The sequence below is a fragment of the Streptomyces akebiae genome (genome assembly GCF_019599145.1).
GTDB lineage: Bacteria > Actinomycetota > Actinomycetes > Streptomycetales > Streptomycetaceae > Streptomyces > Streptomyces akebiae.
This window is the reverse complement of sequence record NZ_CP080647.1, coordinates 8,337,429-8,358,678: the sequence shown is the minus strand read 5'-3', so window position 1 is coordinate 8,358,678 and position 21,250 is coordinate 8,337,429. Positions and strand designations below refer to the sequence as shown.

Here is a 21,250-nt window from a genome sequence, read left to right as displayed (position 1 = left end):
CATGCCTGCGTCACTCCTTGCCCACCTGCCCGCCCTTGCCGTGGTCGTGAGGATTTGGGCGCGCCCCGGACACGGTCGCGTGACGCGCGCGACACAGGTCTCCCCTAATTTCTGTCGCCCGACAGGAATTCGCGCCGCTGGTGCGCGAAAGCTCGCGCCGCTTGTTGCGAAAGCAGGTTGCCGTCATGACGAGCACCGCCCCCGACCTCCGTCCGGAGCCGCCCCACTCCGCCGACGACCGTTCCCTGACCGAGTTCGGCTATCGCCAGGAGCTGCACCGCAGCCTGAGCAGATACGCCTCGTTCGCCGCCGGTTTCTCCTTCATCTCGGTCCTCACGACCGTCTTCCAGTTCTTCGCCTTCGGATACGCGTTCGGCGGCCCGGTCTTCTTCTGGACCTGGCCGGCGGTGCTCGTCGGCCAATTGCTGGTGGCCGCCTGCTTCGCGGAGCTCGCGGCGCGCTACCCGATATCGGGCGCGATCTACCAGTGGTCCTCGCGCCTGTCCAACCGGACCTTCGGCTGGTTCGCCGGCTGGATCATGGTGATCGGACAGATCGTGGTGGTCGCCGCGGCCGCGCTCGCGCTCCAGATGGTGCTGCCGGCGATCTGGTCGGGCTTCCAGTTCGTGGGCGGCGACCCGACACCCACCTCGCCGACGGGCGCGGCGAACGCGGCCGTCCTGGGTGTGCTCCTGCTGGCCCTCACGACGTTCGTGAACGTCCTCGACAACCGGGTGCTGTCCGTGGTCAACCGGGTGGGCGTGACCGCCGAGATCATCGGCGCGGTCCTGATCATCGTCCTGCTGCTCACCCACTCCGAGCGCTCCCCCGGCATCACGTTCCACATGGCCGAGGGCAGCACCGATCTGCTGGGTGCCCTGCTGGTGGGCTCGTTCATGGCCGCGTACGTGATGATCGGCTTCGACAGCGCGGGCGAGATGAGCGAGGAGACCCACCATCCGCGCCGCGTCGCGCCCCGCACGATCCTCACGGCACTCGGCGCGGCCGGTCTGCTCGGCGGTCTGCTCGTCCTCGGCGGTCTGCTCGCCGCGCCGAGCCTGACCGACGGCAGGCTGGGGGTGGACGGCCTGAGCTATGTGCTGACCAGCAGCCTCGGTGACGGGGTGGGTCGCGTCCTGCTCGCCGACGTGGTGGTGGCGATCACCGTGGCCACGCTCGCGATCCAGACATCGGCCAGCCGCATGCTCTTCTCGATGGCCCGCGACGGCCGGCTCCCCTTCGCCGGGCGGCTCGCCAAGGTCGCCCCACGCACCGGCATGCCCACCGCCCCCGCCCTGGTCGTCGGCGTCCTCGCCGCCGCCCTGCTGCTCCTCAACTTCGCCTCGCCGGAGGCGTTCCTGGCCATCGGCACGACCTGCATCGTGATGCTGTACCTGGCGTACGCGATGGTCACCGGCCCACTCCTGATACGGCGCCTGAAGGGCACCTTCCCCACCCCGGGCACCGACGAGACCGGCAAACCCCTCTTCTCCCTCGGCCGCTGGGGCATCCCCGTCAACGCCCTCGCTCTCCTCTACGGCCTCTTCATGACCGTCAACCTGGCCTGGCCCCGAGCAGACGTCTACGACCCGGCCGGCGGCCACTGGTGGTTCCAGTGGTTCAGCGTCCTGTTCCTCCTGGCCACGGTGGCCGCGGGCGTCACCTACCACCTCATCCGCAACCACCGCGCGCGCTCCGGGTGACACTCGTCCCGCTCGGCAGCACCACCACCACCCGCCTCGGCAGCGCGCCGCTCCCCCGACCGCCGCACAGGCCCGGCACGGGCGGCGCGCCGGGCAGCGCGGGACGAACGGCCGCTCCACGCGCCGGGGTCGCACGCCCTGTCGGTGGCCCTCATGCCATCGCATGGTGCGAAGTGGTGGGTTGTCGGGGCGATTTGCCGCCACAGCAGGGGGCAGGGATGAGAGAGCGGCCAACGGTGTCTCGTACACCTTTCGCAGGGGACTGGCCTGTTTTCACGCCCTGCGCCCCACATTCAAGTCAAACGATTGACACATCACCATAGGTCTTCGTTGCGTGCCCTCCTGGAAGGTCCGCCGAGGTTGACGCAGGACAGCGGGGAGCGGATGGTGGTTTGGAAGGTCAATTACCCGGAGAGCGTCCAGAGGAAAGCGGGGGGCGATTCACGGCCTGGTCGCCGATGGCTTGATCGCCGATGGCTCGGTCGCGGCGGTGGTGATCACGGATTTTCTGCACCGTCCGTACGTCACCTCGAAGTTCACGGCCGACGACACCGCCCGGCACGCAGGCGACGAGGCCCCGTTCGACCGGAGTACAGCGCGTGATGCACGGACCTGGTGGCGGCCCGCACGCCGTCGACACAGGACTGAGGGCGGTGCAGAGGCAAGTCGTCACAGACAGGAGGCAGCCGTGGCGGACACCTTCCAGATACCCTCGTTCTACATGCCGTTCCCGGCCAGGGTGAACCCTTACTTGGAGGAGACCCGTCCACGCGTTCGCGCGTGGGCGCAGTCCATGGGATTACTCGAACCCCAGCACACCGATTCGCACCACGGCGGATGGAGTGCCGAGATCTTCGACCGGGCGGACTTCACGCGGTTCACCGCCCTGACCTACCCGCACGCGTCGGCCCGTGAGCTGGAGCTGCTGTCCGGTTGGCACAGTGTGATCTGGTGCCTCGACGACATCTTCCTGCCCTGGTGCGAGGCCCTCGGAAAGCGTGAGCAGATCCTCGACCGCATCGAACGCCTGATGTCCTTCCTGCCGGTGACGGCACATCTCCCGGACTCGGGCCCGACTCCGAAGGAGCCGCTGGAACGCGCGCTGGCGGACCTGTGGCGGCGCACCGCGCCCGCGGCATCCCTCTCCTGGCAGTTCCTGTACACCAGGTCGATACGACAGTTCCTGGAAGCCTCGCTGTGGGAGACGGAGAACCTCACCCGCCACAGGTTCCCCGACCTGATCGAACAGACGGAGATGCGCCGTGACTACGGGGCGGCCGGGTGCAGCGCCCTGCTGATGGAGCACTCGCTCGGCTGGGAGATCACCGACGACATCCGCGCGACGCGCCCCTTCACCGTACTGATCAACGCGTTCCGGGACACCGTCGATCTGCACAACGACATCGTGTCCTACCCCAAGGAAGTGCGCGAAGGTGTCGCCAGGAACAACATCGTGCGCGTCACCCAGGAACTGCACGGCGTCCCCCTCCCCGAGGCGGTCTCGCTCGTCAACCGCATCCTGACAGGCCGTGTCAGGACACTGGACGAGACGGTCAGGTCGGACCTCCCGCAAGCCCTGCACGACCTGCGTACGAGTCAGCACACCCAGCGCGCCGTGCTCCGCCACGCCAGGGCCATCCAGGGCTGGGCCGCGGGTTCCTACCACTGGCACGAGGACACCGATCGCTACCGGTGCGCCGCCTGACGCCACCGACGGCGGGCCCGCTCGGAAGAAGGGGGACCGGACCGCACACACGCCACCGGTCCCCTCGTAGGCTTGCTCGTGATGAGACGCAGACGTCCGGTGCCCCCTTCCCCCCTGCCGCAGCGCGACGGGATCGATCCGGTGCGGGTCAGGCTGCCGCAGGGAACGGCATGGGCGACGGTGCGTGATCACCTGGTGGACCGGCTGGCGGCCGGGCCGGGCGTGATCGACGGCATGCTGGACGCCGGGCTGATCGTGGACGTCGAGGGGCGGCCGGTGCCGCGTGACACGGCGTATGTGCCGGGCATGTGGGTGTGGTTCCACCGGGACCTGCCGCCCGAGGTGCCGGTGCCGTTCGCACTGGACGTCGTGTACCGCGACGAGCACATCGTCGTGGTCGACAAGCCGCACTTCCTCGCCACGACGCCACGCGGCAGCCATGTCGCCGAGACCGCGCTCGCCCGGCTCCGCCGCGACCTGGGGCTGCCCACGCTGAGCGCCGCCCACCGCCTGGACCGGCTCACCGCCGGGCTGGTGCTGTTCACCGTGCGCCCCGGGGAACGGGGCGCCTACCAGTCGCTGTTCCGCGACCGGCTCGTCACCAAGGAGTACGAGGCCGTCGCCCCGTACGATCCGGCCCTCGCCCTCCCGCGCACCGTGCGCAGCCGGATCGTGAAGGAGCGCGGGGTCATGGCGGCCCGAGAGGTCGAGGGCGAACCCAACGCCGTCAGTGAGGTGGAGCTGCTGCGGCGGCGGGACGACGGGCCGGCCCGCTATCGGCTGACTCCCCGCACCGGGCAGACGCATCAACTGCGAGTGCACATGGCCACGTTGGGCGTGCCGATCCTCGGTGACCCGCTGTACCCGGAAGTGCGGGACCCCGTGCCGGCCGACGACTTCAGCCGTCCGCTGCAACTGCTCGCGCGGGTGCTGGAGTTCACCGATCCGGTCACGGGGCGCGAGTACCGGTTCGTGAGCGGGCGGGTGCTTCAGGCGTGGGCGTCGTACGAGGAGTGGGCGGGCACACCGTACGACGCCCGGGCCTGAGGGGTCGGCTATCGGCCGCTCATCCACAGCAGCACGCGGCGCAGGAGACCGGGCCGGGCGGGCGGTTCGGCCGATGCCGACGCCGACCGCGCGGGCGCGGCAGCCTCGGACTTCGGGCTCGGCGGGGTGGCCTTCCCACCCTCGCGCTGCGCCGGCACGGGACGGCCCAGGGGCCGCGGCTCCAGTTTCTCCTTCTCCTTCGGCTCGAAGCGCACCGGAAGCTCGACCAGATGCCGGGTCGAGATCGAGGACCGCCAGCGCAGCTCGTGCTCCTCGCAGTTGAGCTGGATGTCCGGAAGGCGCGCCAGCAGGGCGTCGACACCGACGTCGGCGATGGCTCGGCCCGTGTCCTGGCCCGGGCACTCGTGCGGGCCGCCGCCGAAGGCGAGGTGCGAGCGGTTGCCCTGCATGTTGGCGGTGAGATCGGGCCGTACCCGCGGGTCGACGTTGCCCGGCGCGATGCCGAAGAGCAGACCGTCGCCCTTGCGGATCCGCTGACCGCCCAGCTCCGTGTCCTGCTTGGCGAAGTAGGCGAGCTGTGTACTGAAGGGGGGCTCGTCCCACAGGGACTGCTCGACCGCCTCGGGCACGGTCATCTGGCCGCCCTTGAGCTGGGCGCGGAACCCGGGGTTGGTGAGGACCACCCGCAGCACGTTGGCGAGGAGGTTGGTGGTGGCCTCGTACGCGGCGATGAGCACGACGCGCAGGTGCTGGCTCACCTCCTCGTCGTTGAGCCGGGCCGGGTGGTTGATCAGGTGGCTGGTGAAGTCGTCCTGGGGGTGCGCCCTGCGGCGGGAGGTGAGCCCCGTCAGGGCTTCCATGATGTAGGCGTTGCTGGCGATCGCCGTCTCGGTGCCCTTGAGCATGTCGCGGGCGGCGTGCACGATCCGGTCGTTGTACTCCTCGGGCATGCCGAGGATCTCGCACATCACCGCCATCGGCAGGTGCTCGGCGAACTGGCTGACGAGGTCCGCCTCGCCCTCCTCGCAGAACTCGTTGACGAGCTGCTGGGTGTAGCGGTTGATGCTGCGGCGGATGCCCCGGAAGTTGATCGTCGACATGGCGCCGGTGACCGCGCCGCGCAGCCGCAGGTGCTCGTCGCCCTCGGCGTGGCAGCAGATGGGCTGCCAGGCGATGTGCGGCATCAGCGGGTTGTCGGGCTTGAACGTGCCGTCCTGGAGTTTGTTCCAGAGCCGGGTGTCCCGGGAGTACTGCGACGGCGTACTCACCATGTGCAGGTTCTCGCCGTGCCCCAGCACCACCCAGATGGGTACGTCGTCGTGGAGCAGGGCGGGGGCCACCGAGCCGTGTTCCGCGCGGAGCTTTTCGTACACGGCTCCCAGGTCCTCCGCCTCGGGGCCGTACAGGCGGCGGCGCCCGTCGGGGGGCGAGCAGTGGGCGGGGCAACCGGGGGGCGGCCCGAGCGTGGGGTCGTCCGTACCGGTCAGGGAGTTTGCTTCAGGCGTCACGGTGATCGCTCCGAACTGAGGTGAATCCGGTGTCTGTGGAAGTGCGACGGATCGCGGGGATGACGGGGGGACAGGGATGACGGCGGGGCTCCCCGGCGTGCGCGGGCGCGCGACGGTCAGGCCGAGGCTGCGCCCGGTGCCGTCGCCCCTGACATCGCCAGGGAATGCAGGAAGGTCATGAGGGTCATCAGGACGTCCCGGCTGGACGCGCGGCGGCGTACGTCGCAGCGGATGATCGGGATCTCCTCGGACAGGTCGAGGGCCTGACGCAGTTCCTCGACGGCGTAGCGGGGCGCGTCCGGGAAGTCGTTGACCGCCACGACGAAGGGCACACCGCGTTCCTCCAGGCGGCCCATGACATCGAAGCTGACCTCCAGCCGACGGGTGTCGACCAGGACGACCGCCCCGAGGGCCCCCTCGAACAGGCCGTTCCACAGGAACCAGAAGCGCTCCTGCCCGGGGGTGCCGAACAGGTAGAGCACCAGCTCGTCCGTGATGCTGATGCGGCCGAAGTCCATGGCCACGGTGGTGGCCGTCTTGGACTTGGAGCCGAAGTTGTCGTCGACCCCGATGCCGGCCTGGGTCATGGTCTCCTCGGTCGTCAGCGGCCTGATCTCGCTGACGGACCCCACCATGGTCGTCTTGCCGACGCCGAAACCGCCCACGATCACGATCTTCGCCGCGGCCTGCGCGGTGTGCGGGAGGTGGTCCTCGGTCCGTGGACCCGTGATGGTGTCAGAGCTTTTGAAGTCCATGCATCACCGCTTCGAGGAGGGAACGGTCTGCCCGCGCCTGCCGGACGACCGGTGCGCGCGCCTGAACCAGTTCGGCCGTCAGCAGCTCGGTGAGCAGGACGGTCACCACGCTGATCGGCAGGTTGAGATAGGCCGAGATCTCGGCCACGGACAAGGGGGCCTGGCAGATCCGCAGCAACGCCGACTGCTCCGGAGCGGCGGACGGCGGCGGATCGGCACGCGCCACGATTAACGTGACGAGGTCGATCGGGGCTCGCTCACCGTCCGCGCCGGTGAGGATGTAGAGCCGCTCGGGCGGGCGACCGCCCGATTCGCCGACGGGGTCTTCGCCCTCGGGCTGCGAGGACAGCGGCGGAAGCGGCGGGGGCGGGGGCTCGTGCTTGGGCTGGCGCCGCCGTCGTTGCGGAGGCGTCATACGGTCTGCCCGTTCCGCCGCGGCGGACTGGTGAGGTGGGAGCCGATGCGGTCCACGAGGTCGCGCATGCGGTTGCTCATCAGGCCGGGTTCGGCGACCTCGTTGGCGAGCACCGCGAGGTAGGCGTTGGCTCCGGCGGCCATCATGTAGAAGTAGCCACCGTTGATCTCGATGATGACCATCCGCATGTGGCCGTCGCTCTGCGGGATCTCACCGGCCACGGCGCCGGCCAGACTCTGCAGCCCCGCGCAGGCGGCGGCGACGCGGTCGGCGGCGTCCGGGTCGCCGCCGTGGCGGGCGATCCGCAGGCCGTCGGCGGAGAGCACGACGATCTGCTGGATACCGGGTACGCCGTCGGCCAGATCCTTCAGCAGCCAGTCGAAATTGGCTCGTTGCTGGATCACTTGAGGTCCCCCTCGTCGTCGGCCTCGGTGCGGGCCGGCTCGGTGTTCGCGGTGAGAGCGGTGGACGCCGTCGAGTCGTCCGGGTTCCGTCGGGCGTTCGGATCGGGGTCGCCCTTGAGCCCGGCCATGAACGCCTCGACCCACATGCCGGGCGGCGGCAGTTCCTTCTCCGGTTCGGGCTCCGGCTGCCACACGGGGGCGGCGGCCATGGCTGCCTCGGCCGCGGCCTCCGCTGCGGCGGCCTCGGCGTAGCGCTGGCTGAGCGGGATCTTGCTGCGGCTGCGGCGCTGCGGCAGGCCGTTGGCGGTCCACTCGGTGACGACGGGAACGTCGTCCTCCATGTCCCGGCTCATCTCCTCCGCGGAGCTCGGGATCCGCGGTCCGGTGGTCGGGCGGCGGCGCTTGGGCTTGCGGTCGGGGCCTGCGACGCCGCCGTTGTCGATGGTCGTCACGGCGCCGGCGCCGATGCCGTGCGCGAGGCCGGGGGCGGGTTCGTCGGTCAGCAGGTCGCGGGGCACCACGATCACGGCGCGGACGCCGCCGTAGGCGGAGGGCCGCAGCGAGACGTGCATCTTGTACATGGTCGACAGGCGGCCCACGACGGCGAGGCCGAGACGCGGGGTGTCGCCCATCTCCTGGATGTCCACGCCCTGCTGGGCCTTGGCGAGCATGTCCTCGACCTTGGCGCGGCTCTCCTCGCTGAGACTGATGCCGCCGTCCTCGATCTCGATGGCGATGCCGGTCTGCACCTCCACGGCGGTGACGTGCACCTTGGTGTGGGGCGGCGAGTAGCGGGTGGCGTTGTCGAGGAGCTCGGCGCAGGCGTGGATGACCGGTTCGACGCCGACGCCGTTGACGTTGACCTTGGCGATCGATTCGAGCTCGATGCGGCGGTATTCCAGGATGCGGGACATGGCGCCGCGCAGCACGCTGTAGAGCGGGACGGGCCGGGTCCACACACGGCCGGGGCGGCTGCCGCCTAGGACGGCGATGGAGTCGGCGAGACGGCCGATCAGGGCGGTGCCGTGGTCGATGCGCAGCAGGTCGTCGAAGACCTCGGGGTTGCGCCCGTGGTCCTCCTCCATCTCGCGGAGTTCGTTGTTCTGCTGGTGGACGATCGCCTGGACGCGGCGGGCGATGTTGACGAACGACCGCTGCGAGGAGTCGCGCAGCGCTTCCTCGCGGTCGACGATGGTGAGCAGGGTACGCAGCAATTCGCGCTGGGATTCCGGAAGTTCGCGCCACTCGACGTCACCGTCGACGACGTGACGAATCACCTCTGAGGGGGATTCTCCGGTGCGCAGCCGGTAGAGCGCTGCGGGCAGGATCTCCTTGCCCAGCCGGTTGAATTCCTCGTCGTGGGCGGTGATCCGCTGCTCGAGGAAGGCGGTCTGACGCTGCTGTTCGGCGCGCAGTTCTCGGACCGTACGACGGCCGCCGCGCACCGCGACGACGGCGACCGTGATCAGCAGGAGCGTCGCGACGGCTCCGCACAAGCCGACGGCGAGCCGGGCCGGACCCGTCACCAGGGAGACGGCGGTCCCGGTCGCCGCGGCCATCAGTATCGCCGGCAGCGGCAGCACGCGCGCGTAGGGAAGTTCACGGCCACCGGGAGGCGATTGAACACTCACCATGTATGCCCTCTAAAGACGGTTCGGCTGATGGTCGGGTGACTTGCGGAGAGTTGCTGGAGGTTGATCGGCTTCATCCGCGAATCAAACTGGATCTTCGGTATTTTTTGGAACAAGCGCCCGAATACATCTCAACTCGGTGCGCTGCGGGCGAGCTTAGTCCGACCGGATCATCGCTGTGTCATATTCAGCAACCGACTGAAATCACCCTCGCGACAGGAGTACGCTCTGGTCATTTACACGCCGGGTCGCCGCTCGCACACGCCGAGTAGCGAGGAACGGCCGTACGAAAAGAGCCCCTTGACAGAGTGAACCGACGACGCAGACGGACGCCCGGACCCTCCGCCGGGCACCGAAGAAGGCCGTCAGACCCCGGCGATACGCAGCGCCGCGTCCGCCGTCGCCTCGGCGAAGACGGAGACGGGGCGGTCGGGCTCGGAGCGGTGGACGAGGATGACTCCCTCGATCAGCCCGAAGACGAGATCGGTCCGCAGTTCCAGCTCACTCTTGGCGAGCGTCCCACCCACGGCCGTCGCCGCGATCAACTGCCGGTAGGCGTCCTTGAGTTCGGACCGCACGGCATGGAAGCCCGCGAAGCGTTCGGCGCGGACCTCCGGGAGGAGGTACAGGCCGCCGAGATTGTGCGGCCCGCCGCAGAGCAGGGCGACGTCGGCGCGGCACAGCTCCCACAGCCGCTCCTCGGCGGGGGCGGCGTCCCGGGCGAGAAGGTCACGGGCACAGAGCAACGACGGCGTGACCGTGGACTCCAGCAGCTCGGCGAGCAGCTCCTCCTTGCCGGACACGTAGTGGTACATGGACGCCTGCCGCATGCCGGCGCGCTCGGCTACGGCCCGGGTGGTGGTGGCGGCGTATCCCCGCGTCGTGAACAACTCGGCGGCGGCGTCCAGCAGTTCGTCCCGGGGCGACAGCCCGCTCTCCGGCCGGCCCTCGGCGCGCGGTCTGCCGACCCGCCGCCCACCGCCGCCACCCGCGCTTCCCATGCGTTCGATCCTCGCACACGGCCCCCGGCCACCGGCGACGGCCGACGCGCTGTTCCGCCACCCCCCGGCCGGGCACGATCATCGTGAGAGCTCGGTAACCGCCCGGCAACGCGAGGGACATGGCACCGACGCAGCCCGCTCCTAATTTCTGTCGCACGACAGAAATGCATGCCGCACCCGGAGGTCCCACGATGGCGACATCGACGACGTACGGAGCACGTGATCATGCCCGCGCACAGGAGGGCGCCCGGGCCGAGGCCATGCCCGTCGTGCCCGCGAGCGACTGGCCCGACCCTCCCCCCGAGGCCGCCCGGCTGGTCTGGGCCGAGACGGTGGCGGGCGGCAACTACACACACCGGGTGCTCGCCCGCGGCACCGAGATCCGGCTGACCGACCTGCGCGGCGACGCGTGCGCGCATCTGCTGCTGCACCACGCCGACCGCCCCTGGGAGCGGCTGAACGTGGCCGACACCGTCAAGGTCCAGTGGAACGCCTACCTGGGCGAGGGCGTCCTGCTGCTCTCCGACCAGGGCCGCGTCCTGGCCTCGGTGGTGGCCGACACCTCCGGCCGCCACGACGCCCTGTGCGGCACCTCCACCCTGGTGCGCAACACCGAGCGGTACGGGGACGGCACCCCGCACTCCTCGTCCCCCGCCGGACGTGAACTGTTCAAGCTCGCCGCCGCCAAGAACGGTCTGGAACCCCGGGACCTCCCGCCCTCCCTCTCCTTCTTCCAGGGCGTACGGGTACGCGAGGACGGCACCCTCGACTTCACCGGCTCGGCCGGCCCCGGCGCCGCCGTGACCCTGCGCACCGAGCAGGACGTGACCGTGCTGATCGCCAATGTGCCGCACCCGGCCGACCCGCGCCCCGAGTACGTCAGCACCCCGCTGGAGGTGGTCGCCTGGCGTGCCCGGCCGACCGGGCCCGGCGACCCCCTGTGGGACGCCTCGCCCGAGGGCCGCCGCGCCTTCCTGAACACCGCCGAATTCCTCGCCGCGAGGGGGACCGCATGAGCACGAGGACCGTGGTCCCGGCCCGCGCCGCCTGGTCGTCGATGATCCGCGCCGGCGAGAGCCTCACCCTCACCGATCTGCACGGCAACCAGGCCGTCGACTTCCTGGTGTACGACGCCCACGACACGGCCGTCCGCTACAGCGCGCCCGACACGATCCACGCGCAGGGCGGCATCTTCCTCACCACCGGCAGTGTGCTGATGTCGAACGAACACACCCCGCTGATGACCGTGACCGCCGACGACGTGGGCCGGCACGACACTGTCGGCGGCGCCTGCTCCAAGGAGTCGAACACCCTGCGGTACGGGCACCACACCTGGTCGCAGCACGCCTGCGTGGACAACTTCCTCGCGGAGGGCGCCAGGCACGGCCTCGGCAAACGCGACCTGGTGTCGAACATCAACTGGTACATGAACGTACCGGTCGAGAAGGACGGCACCCTCGGCATCGTCGACGGGATCTCCGCGCCCGGTCTCGCCCTCACCCTGCGCGCGGAGCGCGACGTGCTGGTCCTGGTCTCCAACTGCCCCCAGATCAACAACCCCTGCAACGGCTTCGACCCGACGGCCGTGGAGATGACGATCACCGGGAAGAACACATGACCTTCGACACCCTGCTGGTCGCCAACCGGGGCGAGATCGCCGTCCGGATCATCCGCACCGCCCGCGAACTGGGCCTGCGCACGGTCGCGGTGTACTCCGACGCCGACCGCTCCGCCGCCCACGTCCGGCTCGCCGACGAGGCGATACGGCTCGGCCCGGCGCCCCCGAAGGAGTCGTACCTCGACGCGGACCTGGTCCTGAAGGCCGCGAAGGACACCGGCGCGGGCGCCGTCCACCCCGGGTACGGGTTCCTCTCCGAGGACGCCGAGTTCGCCCGCCGCTGCGTGGAGGCGGACATCGTGTTCGTCGGCCCCACCCCCGATCAACTGGAGCTGTTCGGCGCCAAACACACCGCGCGGGCCGCGGCCGAGGCGGCGGGCGTGCCCCTCCTGCCCGGCACCGACCTGCTCGACTCGCTCGACGAGGCCCTCGTCCAGGCCTCGGCCATCGGCTACCCGGTGATGCTCAAGGCCACCGGCGGAGGCGGCGGTATCGGTATGTCGGCATGTCGATCCGCCGACGAACTCACCGAGGCCTGGGAGCGGGTGCGGCGCGTCGCCGCCGCCTCCTTCGGCCCGGGGTCCTCGTCAGGTGTCTACCTCGAACGCCTCGTCGAGCGGGCCCGCCACGTCGAGGTGCAGGTCTTCGGCGACGGCGACGGCCTCGTCGTCACCTTCGGCGACCGTGACTGCACCCTCCAGCGCCGCAACCAGAAGGTCGTCGAGGAGGCCCCCGCTCCCGGCCTGCCCGACCACGTACGCGCACGGCTGGCCGCCGCCGCCCGCGACCTGTGCGCGAGCGTCGAGTACCGCTCCGCCGGCACGGTCGAGTTCGTGTACGACGCCGCCTGCGAGGAGGCGTACTTCCTGGAGGTCAACACCCGCCTCCAGGTGGAACATCCGGTCACCGAGGAGATCTACGGCGTCGACCTCGTCGCCTGGATGCTGCGCCTGGCCCGCGGCGAGGTCTCCGTCGTCCGGGCCCCGGGGCAGCCGCGCGGCCACGCCGTCGAGGCCCGGGTCTACGCCGAGGACCCCTGTCGTGAACACCGGCCGAGCGCGGGCCTGTTGACGCGGGTCGAGTTCCCGCCGGGTGTCCGCGTCGACGGCTGGGCGGAGACGGGTACGGAGGTCACGGCGTCGTACGACCCGCTGCTCGCGAAAGTCGTCGCGCACGGCTCCGACCGCGCCCAGGCCCTGCGCCGGCTCGACGAGGCGCTGGCCGGGACCCGGGTCGACGGCATCGAGACGAACCTGGGCCAGCTCCGGGCGGCCCTCACCGACGGGGACTTCCAGCGGGCCGGCCACTCCACGGCGACCCTCGCCGCCGTCACCGATCCGACACCCCGGATCGAGGTCGTCTCCGGCGGCACCCTCACCACGGTGCAGGACTGGCCCGGCCGCACCGGGCACTGGCAGGTCGGCGTCCCGCCCAGCGGCCCCATGGACGACCTGTCCTTCCGCCTCGGCAACCGGGCGCTGGGCAACCCCGACGGCGCCCCCGGCCTCGAATGCACCCTCCAGGGCCCGTCGTTGCGCTTCACGCACGCCACCACGGTCTGCGTGACGGGCGCCCCGGCCCCGGTGACCGTGGACGGCTCACCGATCGCGCGGTGGGAACCGGTGACGGTACCCGCCGGAGCCGTACTGGCCGTCGGCGCCCCCACCGGACACGGACTGCGCACCTACGTCCTCTTCGCGGGCGGCGGCCTCGACGTCCCTCCGTTCCTCGGCAGCGCGGCCACGTTCACCCTGGGCCGCTTCGGCGGCCACGGCGGCCGGGCCCTGCGCACGGGCGACGTCCTGCACGGCGGCGAAGCCACGCGGCACGCGGGACCCGTCCCACCGGAAGCGCGCCCCTCCTTCCCCGCCTCCTGGCAGGTGGACGTCCTCGAAGGCCCGCACGCAGCGCCGGAGTTCTTCACCGAGGAGGACATCCACGAGTTCTACGCGGCCGACTGGAAGGTCCACTTCAACTCGGCCCGCACCGGCGTACGCCTCGTCGGGCCCAAACCCCGCTGGGCCCGCGCCGACGGCGGCGAGGCGGGCCTGCACCCCTCCAACATCCACGACACCCCGTACTCGGTCGGCGCCGTCGACTACACCGGGGACATGCCGGTCCTCCTGGGCCCCGACGGCCCCTCCCTCGGCGGCTTCGTCTGCCCGGCCACGGTCGTCTCCACCGAGCGCTGGAAGCTGGGCCAACTGCGTCCCGGGGACACCGTCCGCTTCCGCCCGGTCGCGGACGACGCCTCGCCCCGCCCCGCGATCGTCGACGGCGGCGTCCTGGCCCGCGACGGCGACGTGACGTACCGCCGCAGCGGCGACGACAACCTCCTGGTCGAGTTCGGGCCCATGCGGCTCGACCTGGCCCTGCGGATGCGGGTCCACGCCCTGATGGAGGCCGTCGCCGAGGCGGGCCTCGACGGCGTCACCGACCTCACCCCCGGCATCCGCTCCCTGCAGATCCGCACGGACCCGGGACGGCTCCCCCAGTCCGAACTCCTCACAGCGGTACGCCGGATCGCGGCGGCCCTCCCCCCGACGGACGAGCTGGTCGTCCCCTCCCGCACCATCCACCTGCCCCTCTCCTGGGACGACCCCGCGACCCGTGAGGCCATCGCCCGCTACATGGCGGGCGTCCGCGACGACGCGCCCTGGTGCCCCTGGAACATCGAGTTCATCCGCCGCGTCAACGGCCTGGACACGGTGGCCGACGTCTACGACACGGTATTCGCCGCCGAGTACCTGGTCCTGGGCCTGGGCGACGTCTATCTGGGCGCTCCCGTGGCGACCCCGCTGGACCCCCGTCATCGCCTGGTGACCACGAAGTACAACCCGGCCCGCACCTGGACGGCGGAGAACTCGGTCGGCATCGGGGGCGCCTACCTCTGCGTCTACGGCATGGAAGGGCCCGGCGGTTACCAGTTCGTCGGCCGCACCACCCAGGTGTGGTCGCCCTGGCAGCAGCGCGGCGCCTTCGAGCCCGGCTCCCCCTGGCTGCTCCGCTTCTTCGACCGCGTCAAGTGGTATCCCGTGGACGCCGACGAACTACTGGACCTGCGCGCGGACATCGTCTCGGGCCGCTTCGTCCCGCGCGTCGAGCAGGGCACGTTCTCCCTGGCCGAGTACGAGGCCTTCCTGTCCGAGAACGCCGAATCCGTGGCCGAGTTCAGGAGGCGGCAGCAGACGGCGTTCGCGGCGGAGAGAGCGGCCTGGGAGGCCGCAGGCGAGTTCGACAGGGGGGAGACGGGGACAGCCGAACCGCTACCGCCCGCCGAGATCCACGTCCCCGAGGGCGGCCACCTGATCGAGGCCGAGTACGCCGCCTCCGTCTGGCAGGTGAACATACGACCGGGAGACCGGGTGACCACCGGCCAGCCCCTCCTGTCCCTGGAGGCGATGAAGATGGAGTCCCACGTCCCGTCCCCCGCGAACGGCGTCATCGACCAGATCCTGACCACCCCGGGCGCCCAGGTGACCGCGGGCACCGCCTTGATCATCCTGACTCCGGACCGCACCTAGGGGGCTTCTGATGGATCTCCGTGGAAGAAGGAGCGGCGTTCGGTGCGTGCTCTCGGCGTGCCGGGCGGAAGTCCTCGTAGCGGAGCTACTTGGGCTTTCGTCCGGTGCGGCGAGAGTGCGTGCCGGGCATCGCGACGCCGCGGAGATCCATCAGAAGCCCCCTAGCCCCGACAGGGGCGCGGGGAACTGCGCGAGAAGCCCGACCGACCCGCAGCCGACCACAGCCCCCAGGAGCACAGATGCCCCACTCCCCCACCCTCACCAGAGTCCGCACCGCCTACGCCCGCATCGAAGCCGTCGACCGCCCCGAGATCTGGATCGACCTACGCCCCCGGGCCGAAGCGGAGGCCGAAGCAGAAGCCATCGACGCCCGCCTGGCCGCGGGCGCCCACCTCCCCCTCGCCGGCCGTCTCGTCGCCGTCAAGGGCAACATCGACGTCCACGGCCTGCCCACGACCGCCGGCTGCCCCGCGTACGCGTACACCCCGGACGCCGACGCCCCGGTCGTCGCCCGCCTCCGCGCGGCCGGCGCTCTCGTCCTCGGCACCACCAACCTCGACCAGTTCGCCACGGGCCTGGTCGGCACCCGCTCCCCGTACGGCGCCGTGCGGGGCGCCCACGACCCGTCCCGGGTCAGCGGCGGCTCCAGCGCGGGTTCGGCCGTGGCGGTGGCGCTGGGCCTCGTCGACTTCGCGCTCGGCACCGACACGGCGGGCTCCGGCAGGGTGCCCGCCGCGTTCAACGGCATCGTCGGCCTGAAGCCCACCCGGGGCCTGGTCCCCACCACCGGCGTGGTCCCGGCCTGCGCCTCGATCGACTGCGTCACGGTGTTCGCCCGCACCCTCCCGGAGGCGGAGCAGGCCCTCGCCCACATGGCCTCCCCGCCCGACCGCACCCTCCCGCCCCTCCCCCCGCGCACCCCGGGCCCCTGGCGCGTCGCGGTCCCCCCACGCGAGCAGCTGGGCGAGCTGGACGAGGGCTGGGCGGAGGCGTACGAGGCGACGGTGACCCGTCTGAGAGCCGCGGGCGCGGACGTACGCCCCCTGGACCTCGCCCCCTTCACCGAGGCGGCGGCCATGCTCTACCAGGGCGCTTTCGTGGCCGAGCGCTACACGGCGGTCGGCGCCTTCGTCGACAAGGCGATCGCGGACGGCGTCGACTCCCTGGACCCCACCGTCGCGGGGATCATCACCCGGGCCCGGGACATCCCGGCCCACCGGCTCTTCGCCGACCAAGAGCAGCTGGCCGCCCTGCGCAGCCGCGCGCTCGCCGAACTGGCCGACGCGGACGCCCTGTTGCTGCCGACGACACCGGGCCACCCCACGCTCGCCGAGGTGGCCGCCGACCCGCTGGGCGCCAACGCCCGCCTCGGCCGTTTCACCAACTCCACGAACCTCTTCGACCTGGCCGCGGTGGCCGTCCCCGCGGGCGAGGTGAACGGTCTCCCCTTCGGCGTGATGCTGATCGGCCCGGCCTTCACGGACGACCGCCTGGCCCGCCTCGCCGCAGAGCTCCAGCCGGACACCCGTCTGGCAGTCGTCGGCGCCCACCTCTCGGGCCAGCCGCTGAACCCCCAACTGCTGTCCCTGGGCGCCCGACTGGAGCGAACGACCACGACGGCCCCCGTCTACCGCCTCCACGCGCTGCGTACGGAACCGCCCAAGCCGGGCCTGGTCCACGTGGGCGAGGGCGGCGCCCCGATCGAGACCGAGATCTGGCGCCTCCCGGCAGCAGGCCTGGGCCGCCTCCTGACGACCCTCCCCCGCCCCATGGCCCTCGGCTCCGTCGAACTCTCCGACGGCACCCGAGCCCCGGGCTTCCTCTGCGAACCGACGGCCCTCCGGGACGCCCCGGACATCACCGAACACGGCGGCTGGAGGCGCTACCTGGCCCGCTGAGCGGTTCAGGGGGGCGCGGGGAACTGCGCGAGAACCCCCACTCACCCGCACCCGCCGACGAACCCCAGTCCACCCCACCCCAGGCGAACCCGCCTCACCCCACCGACGAGTAAGCCACAACCCCCCTCAATACCCCGTCCACAGCCTTGCGCGCACTCTTGCCCACGGTCGAACCGGCCGGCGCCGCCGCCGAGATCTGCCCCAGCACATCGATCACCTGCTTGCACCACCGCACGAAATCACCCGCCGGCATCTCCGCCTCACGCAACACCTCGTCGAGCCCCGACCCCGAAGCCCACATGTACGCGGCCCAGGCGAAGCCGAGGTCGGGTTCCCGCTGCCCGACCCCCTCGCTCTGCGTGATCCGGAACTCCTCCTCCAGCGCGTCCAGCCGCCCCCAGATCCGCACCATCTCGCCCAGCGCGGCCTTGGCGTTCCCGGACGGCAGCTTCGGCGCCATCGCGTCGTCCCCGACGCGGGCCTCGTAGACCAGGGCCGAGACGCAGGCCGCGAGCTCCGCCGGTCCGAGCCCCTCCCACACACCCGCCCGCAGACACTCACTGGCGAGCAGGTCCAGCTCGCCGTACAGCCGGGCGAGCCGCTTGCCGTGCTCGGTGACCTCGTCACCCCGCAGATAGTCCAGCTCGGTGAGCAGGGCGACGATCCGGTCGAAGGTCCGCGCGATGGTGTTCGTACGGCCCTCGATACGCCGCTCCAGCTGTGCGGTGTCCCGCTTGAGCCGGTGGTACCGCTCGGCCCACCGCGCGTGGTCCTCGCGCTCGTCGCAGCCGTGGCACGGATGCGCCCGCAACTCGGTGCGCAGCCGGGCGATCTCGCGGTCGTCCGCGGCGGCGGCCCGCCGCTTGCGGTGCCGGTCCGGCACGAGGTGCCCGGCCTTGGTGCGCAGCGCCGACGCCAGGTCCCGGCGGGACTGCGGCGAACGCGGGTTGAAGGACTTCGGGATCCGCATCCGCTCCAACGCCTCCACCGGCACCGGGAAGTCCATCGACGCCAGCCGCTTGACCTGCCGTTCGGCGGTCAGCACCAGCGGACGCGGCCCGTCGTGGTACTCCAACCCCCGGTGGCCGTTGGACCGCCCGGCGGGCAGCCCGGGGTCCAGCACCAGCGCGAGCCCGGCGTACTTGCCGGTCGGCACGTGGATGACGTCCCCGGGCTTCAGCTTCTCCAACGCGACGGCGGCCTCGGCGCGCCGCTGCGCGGCCCCCTGCTTGGCCAGCTCCGTCTCGCGGTCCTTGAGCTCCCGCCTGAGGCGCGCGTACTCGTCGAAGTCCCCGAGGTGGCAGGTCATGGACTCCCGGTAGCCTTCGAGGCCCTCCTCGTTGCGCTGCACCTGCCGGGAGATCCCGACGACCGACTTGTCGGCCTGGAACTGCGCGAACGAGGTCTCCAGCAACTCGCGCGAGCGGTGCCGCCCGAACTGTTCGACGAGGTTGACCGCCATGTTGTACGACGGCTTGAAGCTGGAGCGCAGCGGATACGTACGGGTGCCGGCGAGCCCGGCGAGGTGGTCGGGGTTCATGCCGCGCTGCCACAACACCACCGCATGGCCCTCGACATCGATGCCGCGCCGGCCCGCCCGCCCCGTCAGCTGGGTGTACTCACCGGGGGTGATGTCGGCGTGCTGCTCGCCGTTCCACTTGACGAGCTTCTCCAGCACCACCGAGCGGGCCGGCATGTTGATGCCGAGCGCGAGGGTCTCGGTGGCGAACACGGCCTTGACCAGGCCGCGTACGAAGAGTTCCTCGACGACCTCCTTGAACGTCGGCAGCATGCCCGCGTGGTGGGCCGCGATGCCGCGCTCCAGACCCTCCAACCACTCGTAGTAGCCGAGGACATGGAGGTCCTCGCGGGGAATGGAGCCGGTGCGCTCCTCGACGAGGGCGCGCACCTTGTGCCGGGACTCGTCGTCGTTCAGCCGGAGTCCCGCGTACAGGCACTGCTGGACGGCGGCCTCGCAGGCGGCGCGGCTGAAGATGAAGGTGATGGCGGGCAACAGACCTTCGGAGTCGAGCCGTTCGATGACTTCGGGCCGGCTCGGGATCCAGATCCTCGACCGCTGTCTGCGCTCACGCTCACGGTCGGCCTCGCGCATGGAGCGGCCGCGACGGCGGTCCTGGAAGGACGGCCGGCTGGCCTCCATCCGTGCCATCCGGGTCAGGTCCGGGTTGACGGCCTTCTTGTTGCCCTCGCCCTCCTCGAACAGGTCGTACATCCGCCGTCCGGCGAGCACGTGCTGGAACAGCGGCACCGGCCGGTGTTCGGAGACGATCACGTCCGTGTCGCCGCGCACGGTGTCCAGCCAGTCGCCGAACTCCTCCGCGTTCGACACGGTGGCCGAGAGGGAGACGAGGGTGACCGACTCGGGAAGGTGGATGATCACCTCTTCCCACACCGCGCCCCGGAAGCGGTCGGAGAGGTAGTGCACCTCGTCCATGACCACGTACCCGAGGCCGAGGAGGGTCTGGGAACCCGCGTACAGCATGTTCCGCAGCACCTCGGTGGTCATCACGACCACGGGGGCGTCGGAGTTGACGCTGTTGTCGCCGGTGAGCAGACCGACCTTGTCGGCGCCGTGACGGCGGCACAGGTCGGCGTACTTCTGGTTCGACAGGGCCTTGATGGGTGTCGTGTAGAAGCACTTCTTGCCCTGGAGCAGGGCGAGGTGGACGGCGAACTCGCCGACGATCGTCTTGCCCGAGCCGGTCGGGGCGGCCACCAGGACGCCCTTGCCCGCCTCCAGCGCCTGGCAGGCCTCGATCTGGAAGGGGTCGAGACCGAAGTCGTACATCTCGCGGAAGGAGGCGAGCGCGGTGGCCTGCTCGGCAGCGCGCCTACGTGCTGCCGCATACCGCTCAGCGGGTGAGAGATCCTCTGTCATCGTGCTTTCGAGCGTACCGGGCCCCACTGACAACAGGACGATCATTATCCGGATCGTGGCACCGTCGAGATCAGGACCGTCCACGGTCCGAAAAGGAATCACGGCGAACGGACGCACGACGACGGCGGTGGGCCCCCGGATCCGGGGGCCCACCGCCGTCGTGGCTCCGCTTCGTGCCGTGCGCCGGTGCTCAGGTCACGTCGTCGTACCCGTTGATCCGTTCCCGCTCGGGCTCGGTCTGCGCGGGAAGCGCCTTGCTCACGGACACGGTCTCGATCTCGCCGATGTCCTCGGGGGTGAGATCCAGCTCGGAGGCCTCGTCGTCGGCGGGGCCGAGCGCATCGCGCTGGCGCCTGCGCTTGTCGTTCAGCAGGGAGAACCCGGTGGCCACGAAGTAGAGCGCGATGATCGGCGCGGCGAGCGAGAGCATCGAGACCGGGTCGACGGTCGGGGTGGCGAACGCGGCGAACACGGTGACACCCATGATCATGGCCCGCCACCAGCCCAGCATCCGGCGGCCGGTGACCATGCCGGTCATGTTCATCATGACGAGCACGAGCGGCAGCTCGAAGGAGAGACCGAAGACGATGACCATGCGGGTCACGAGGTCCAGCAGCTCGTCCAGGGGCAGCAGGTTGACGGCGTTGTCAGGGGTGAAGTCCAGCAGGACCTCGGCGGCCGCGGGCAGCACGTGGTACGAGAAGTAGGCGCCCACCATGAAAAGGGGGAAGCCCGCCGCCACGAAGGCCATCGAGTAGCGCTTCTCGTGCCGGTGCAGACCGGGCGCGATGAAGGCCCACAGCTGATAGAGCCAGACCGGGCTCGCGATGACCACACCGGCCGTCAGCGACACCTTGATCATCAACGTGAACGGGCCCATCAGACCCGACATCGTGATGTTGCCGCAGGCTCCGGTGCTCTCCTTGGCGAGCTCGGTGAAGTCGCGCGTGCACCCGACGGACTCCTGGACCGGCCGGGTGAGGAAGTTGATGATCTCCTGGTAGAAGACCAGACCCACCACAGAGGCCACGATGATGGCCAGGAGCGCTTTGCCCAGCCGGTTGCGGAGCTCGCGAAGGTGCTCCACGAGGGGCATCCGCCCCTCGGGATCCTTCTCCTTGTTGCGGGCAGACTTGAGCAACCCACGTCCTCATCTCGTGCGGCAGGCCGGAAGTCCGATC

The 21,250-nt window shown here is 70.8% G+C and carries 15 protein-coding genes; 7 read left to right on the top strand and 8 right to left on the bottom strand.

The window, feature by feature from the left end:
* Positions 1-185: 185 nt before the first annotated feature.
* The 3 genes from K1J60_RS36210 (at position 186) to K1J60_RS36200 (ending at position 4,455) form a co-directional block, all read left to right on the top strand.
* On the top strand, positions 186-1,703 hold the full coding sequence (locus tag K1J60_RS36210) for an amino acid permease (RefSeq protein WP_220649898.1): 1,518 nt from the start codon (positions 186-188) through the stop codon (positions 1,701-1,703).
* 688 nt (positions 1,704-2,391) lie between these two features.
* Positions 2,392-3,408, top strand: a complete 1,017-nt coding sequence (locus K1J60_RS36205; protein WP_220649897.1) for a terpene synthase family protein — start codon at positions 2,392-2,394, stop codon at positions 3,406-3,408.
* Between the two features lie 81 nt (positions 3,409-3,489).
* Positions 3,490-4,455, top strand: coding sequence for an RluA family pseudouridine synthase (locus K1J60_RS36200; protein ID WP_220649896.1), 966 nt, complete (start codon positions 3,490-3,492; stop codon positions 4,453-4,455).
* A gap of 8 nt (positions 4,456-4,463) precedes the next feature.
* Here the strand turns inward: K1J60_RS36200 and K1J60_RS36195 are convergent, their stop codons facing one another.
* The 6 genes from K1J60_RS36195 to K1J60_RS36170 all read right to left on the bottom strand — a co-directional run bounded on the left by K1J60_RS36195 (position 4,464) and on the right by K1J60_RS36170 (position 10,130).
* Positions 4,464-5,924: a cytochrome P450 gene (locus K1J60_RS36195; RefSeq protein ID WP_220649895.1), complete on the bottom strand. Its 1,461-nt coding sequence runs from the start codon at positions 5,922-5,924 to the stop codon at positions 4,464-4,466.
* 116 nt (positions 5,925-6,040) lie between these two features.
* Positions 6,041-6,679, bottom strand: coding sequence for a GTP-binding protein (locus tag K1J60_RS36190; RefSeq protein ID WP_220649894.1), 639 nt, complete (start codon positions 6,677-6,679; stop codon positions 6,041-6,043).
* A complete protein-coding gene (locus tag K1J60_RS36185) occupies positions 6,660-7,094 on the bottom strand; it encodes a DUF742 domain-containing protein (protein ID WP_220649893.1) in 435 nt (144 codons plus the stop codon). The genes K1J60_RS36190 and K1J60_RS36185 overlap by 20 nt, the downstream gene beginning before the upstream one ends.
* A complete protein-coding gene (locus K1J60_RS36180) occupies positions 7,091-7,498 on the bottom strand; it encodes a roadblock/LC7 domain-containing protein (RefSeq protein ID WP_033531682.1) in 408 nt (135 codons plus the stop codon). The genes K1J60_RS36185 and K1J60_RS36180 overlap by 4 nt, the downstream gene beginning before the upstream one ends.
* Positions 7,495-9,132 (bottom strand): sensor histidine kinase, encoded by a 1,638-nt coding sequence (locus tag K1J60_RS36175; RefSeq protein WP_220649892.1) that lies wholly within the window; start codon positions 9,130-9,132, stop codon positions 7,495-7,497. Before K1J60_RS36175 ends, K1J60_RS36180 begins: the two co-directional genes overlap by 4 nt.
* A gap of 362 nt (positions 9,133-9,494) precedes the next feature.
* Positions 9,495-10,130 carry a TetR/AcrR family transcriptional regulator gene (locus K1J60_RS36170; RefSeq protein WP_220649891.1) on the bottom strand — a complete coding sequence of 212 codons (636 nt, stop codon included), beginning with the start codon at positions 10,128-10,130 and terminating at the stop codon, positions 9,495-9,497.
* A gap of 191 nt (positions 10,131-10,321) precedes the next feature.
* Here K1J60_RS36170 and K1J60_RS36165 point away from each other — a divergent pair, with 191 nt between their 5' ends.
* The 4 genes from K1J60_RS36165 (at position 10,322) to atzF (ending at position 17,170) form a co-directional block, all read left to right on the top strand.
* On the top strand, positions 10,322-11,146 hold the full coding sequence (locus K1J60_RS36165) for an urea amidolyase associated protein UAAP1 (protein ID WP_220649890.1): 825 nt from the start codon (positions 10,322-10,324) through the stop codon (positions 11,144-11,146).
* A complete protein-coding gene (locus K1J60_RS36160) occupies positions 11,143-11,748 on the top strand; it encodes an urea amidolyase associated protein UAAP2 (RefSeq protein WP_220649889.1) in 606 nt (201 codons plus the stop codon). The genes K1J60_RS36165 and K1J60_RS36160 overlap by 4 nt, the downstream gene beginning before the upstream one ends.
* Positions 11,745-15,272: a 5-oxoprolinase/urea amidolyase family protein gene (locus tag K1J60_RS36155; RefSeq protein WP_220649888.1), complete on the top strand. Its 3,528-nt coding sequence runs from the start codon at positions 11,745-11,747 to the stop codon at positions 15,270-15,272. Before K1J60_RS36160 ends, K1J60_RS36155 begins: the two co-directional genes overlap by 4 nt.
* 239 nt (positions 15,273-15,511) lie before the next feature.
* Positions 15,512-17,170 (top strand): allophanate hydrolase, encoded by a 1,659-nt coding sequence (atzF, locus tag K1J60_RS36150; RefSeq protein ID WP_220649887.1) that lies wholly within the window; start codon positions 15,512-15,514, stop codon positions 17,168-17,170.
* A gap of 94 nt (positions 17,171-17,264) precedes the next feature.
* Here atzF and K1J60_RS36145 read toward each other — a convergent pair whose 3' ends face one another.
* Together K1J60_RS36145 and tatC are read right to left on the bottom strand one after the other, a co-directional pair.
* Entirely contained in the window at positions 17,265-20,114 is a 2,850-nt protein-coding gene (locus K1J60_RS36145) for a DEAD/DEAH box helicase (RefSeq protein WP_220649886.1), read from the bottom strand.
* Between the two features lie 145 nt (positions 20,115-20,259).
* The gene (gene tatC / locus K1J60_RS36140) at positions 20,260-21,210 is read right to left on the bottom strand and encodes a twin-arginine translocase subunit TatC (RefSeq protein WP_220649885.1); all 951 of its coding nucleotides are present in this window, start codon (positions 21,208-21,210) and stop codon (positions 20,260-20,262) included.
* Positions 21,211-21,250: the final 40 nt, after the last annotated feature.

Bases quoted from the DNA above. Each gene is read 5' to 3' on its own strand.
- K1J60_RS36210 (WP_220649898.1), top strand. From the start codon at position 186: ATGACGAGCACCGCCCCCGACCTCCGTCCGGAGCCGCCCCACTCCGCC.
- K1J60_RS36200 (WP_220649896.1), top strand. From the start codon at position 3,490: ATGAGACGCAGACGTCCGGTGCCCCCTTCCCCCCTGCCGCAGCGCGAC.
- K1J60_RS36190 (WP_220649894.1), bottom strand. From the start codon at position 6,679: ATGGACTTCAAAAGCTCTGACACCATCACGGGTCCACGGACCGAGGAC.
- K1J60_RS36185 (WP_220649893.1), bottom strand. From the start codon at position 7,094: ATGACGCCTCCGCAACGACGGCGGCGCCAGCCCAAGCACGAGCCCCCG.
- K1J60_RS36175 (WP_220649892.1), bottom strand. From the start codon at position 9,132: ATGGTGAGTGTTCAATCGCCTCCCGGTGGCCGTGAACTTCCCTACGCG.
- K1J60_RS36170 (WP_220649891.1), bottom strand. From the start codon at position 10,130: ATGGGAAGCGCGGGTGGCGGCGGTGGGCGGCGGGTCGGCAGACCGCGC.
- K1J60_RS36165 (WP_220649890.1), top strand. From the start codon at position 10,322: ATGGCGACATCGACGACGTACGGAGCACGTGATCATGCCCGCGCACAG.
- K1J60_RS36160 (WP_220649889.1), top strand. From the start codon at position 11,143: ATGAGCACGAGGACCGTGGTCCCGGCCCGCGCCGCCTGGTCGTCGATG.
- K1J60_RS36155 (WP_220649888.1), top strand. From the start codon at position 11,745: ATGACCTTCGACACCCTGCTGGTCGCCAACCGGGGCGAGATCGCCGTC.
- atzF (WP_220649887.1), top strand. From the start codon at position 15,512: ATGCCCCACTCCCCCACCCTCACCAGAGTCCGCACCGCCTACGCCCGC.
- K1J60_RS36145 (WP_220649886.1), bottom strand. From the start codon at position 20,114: ATGATCGTCCTGTTGTCAGTGGGGCCCGGTACGCTCGAAAGCACGATG.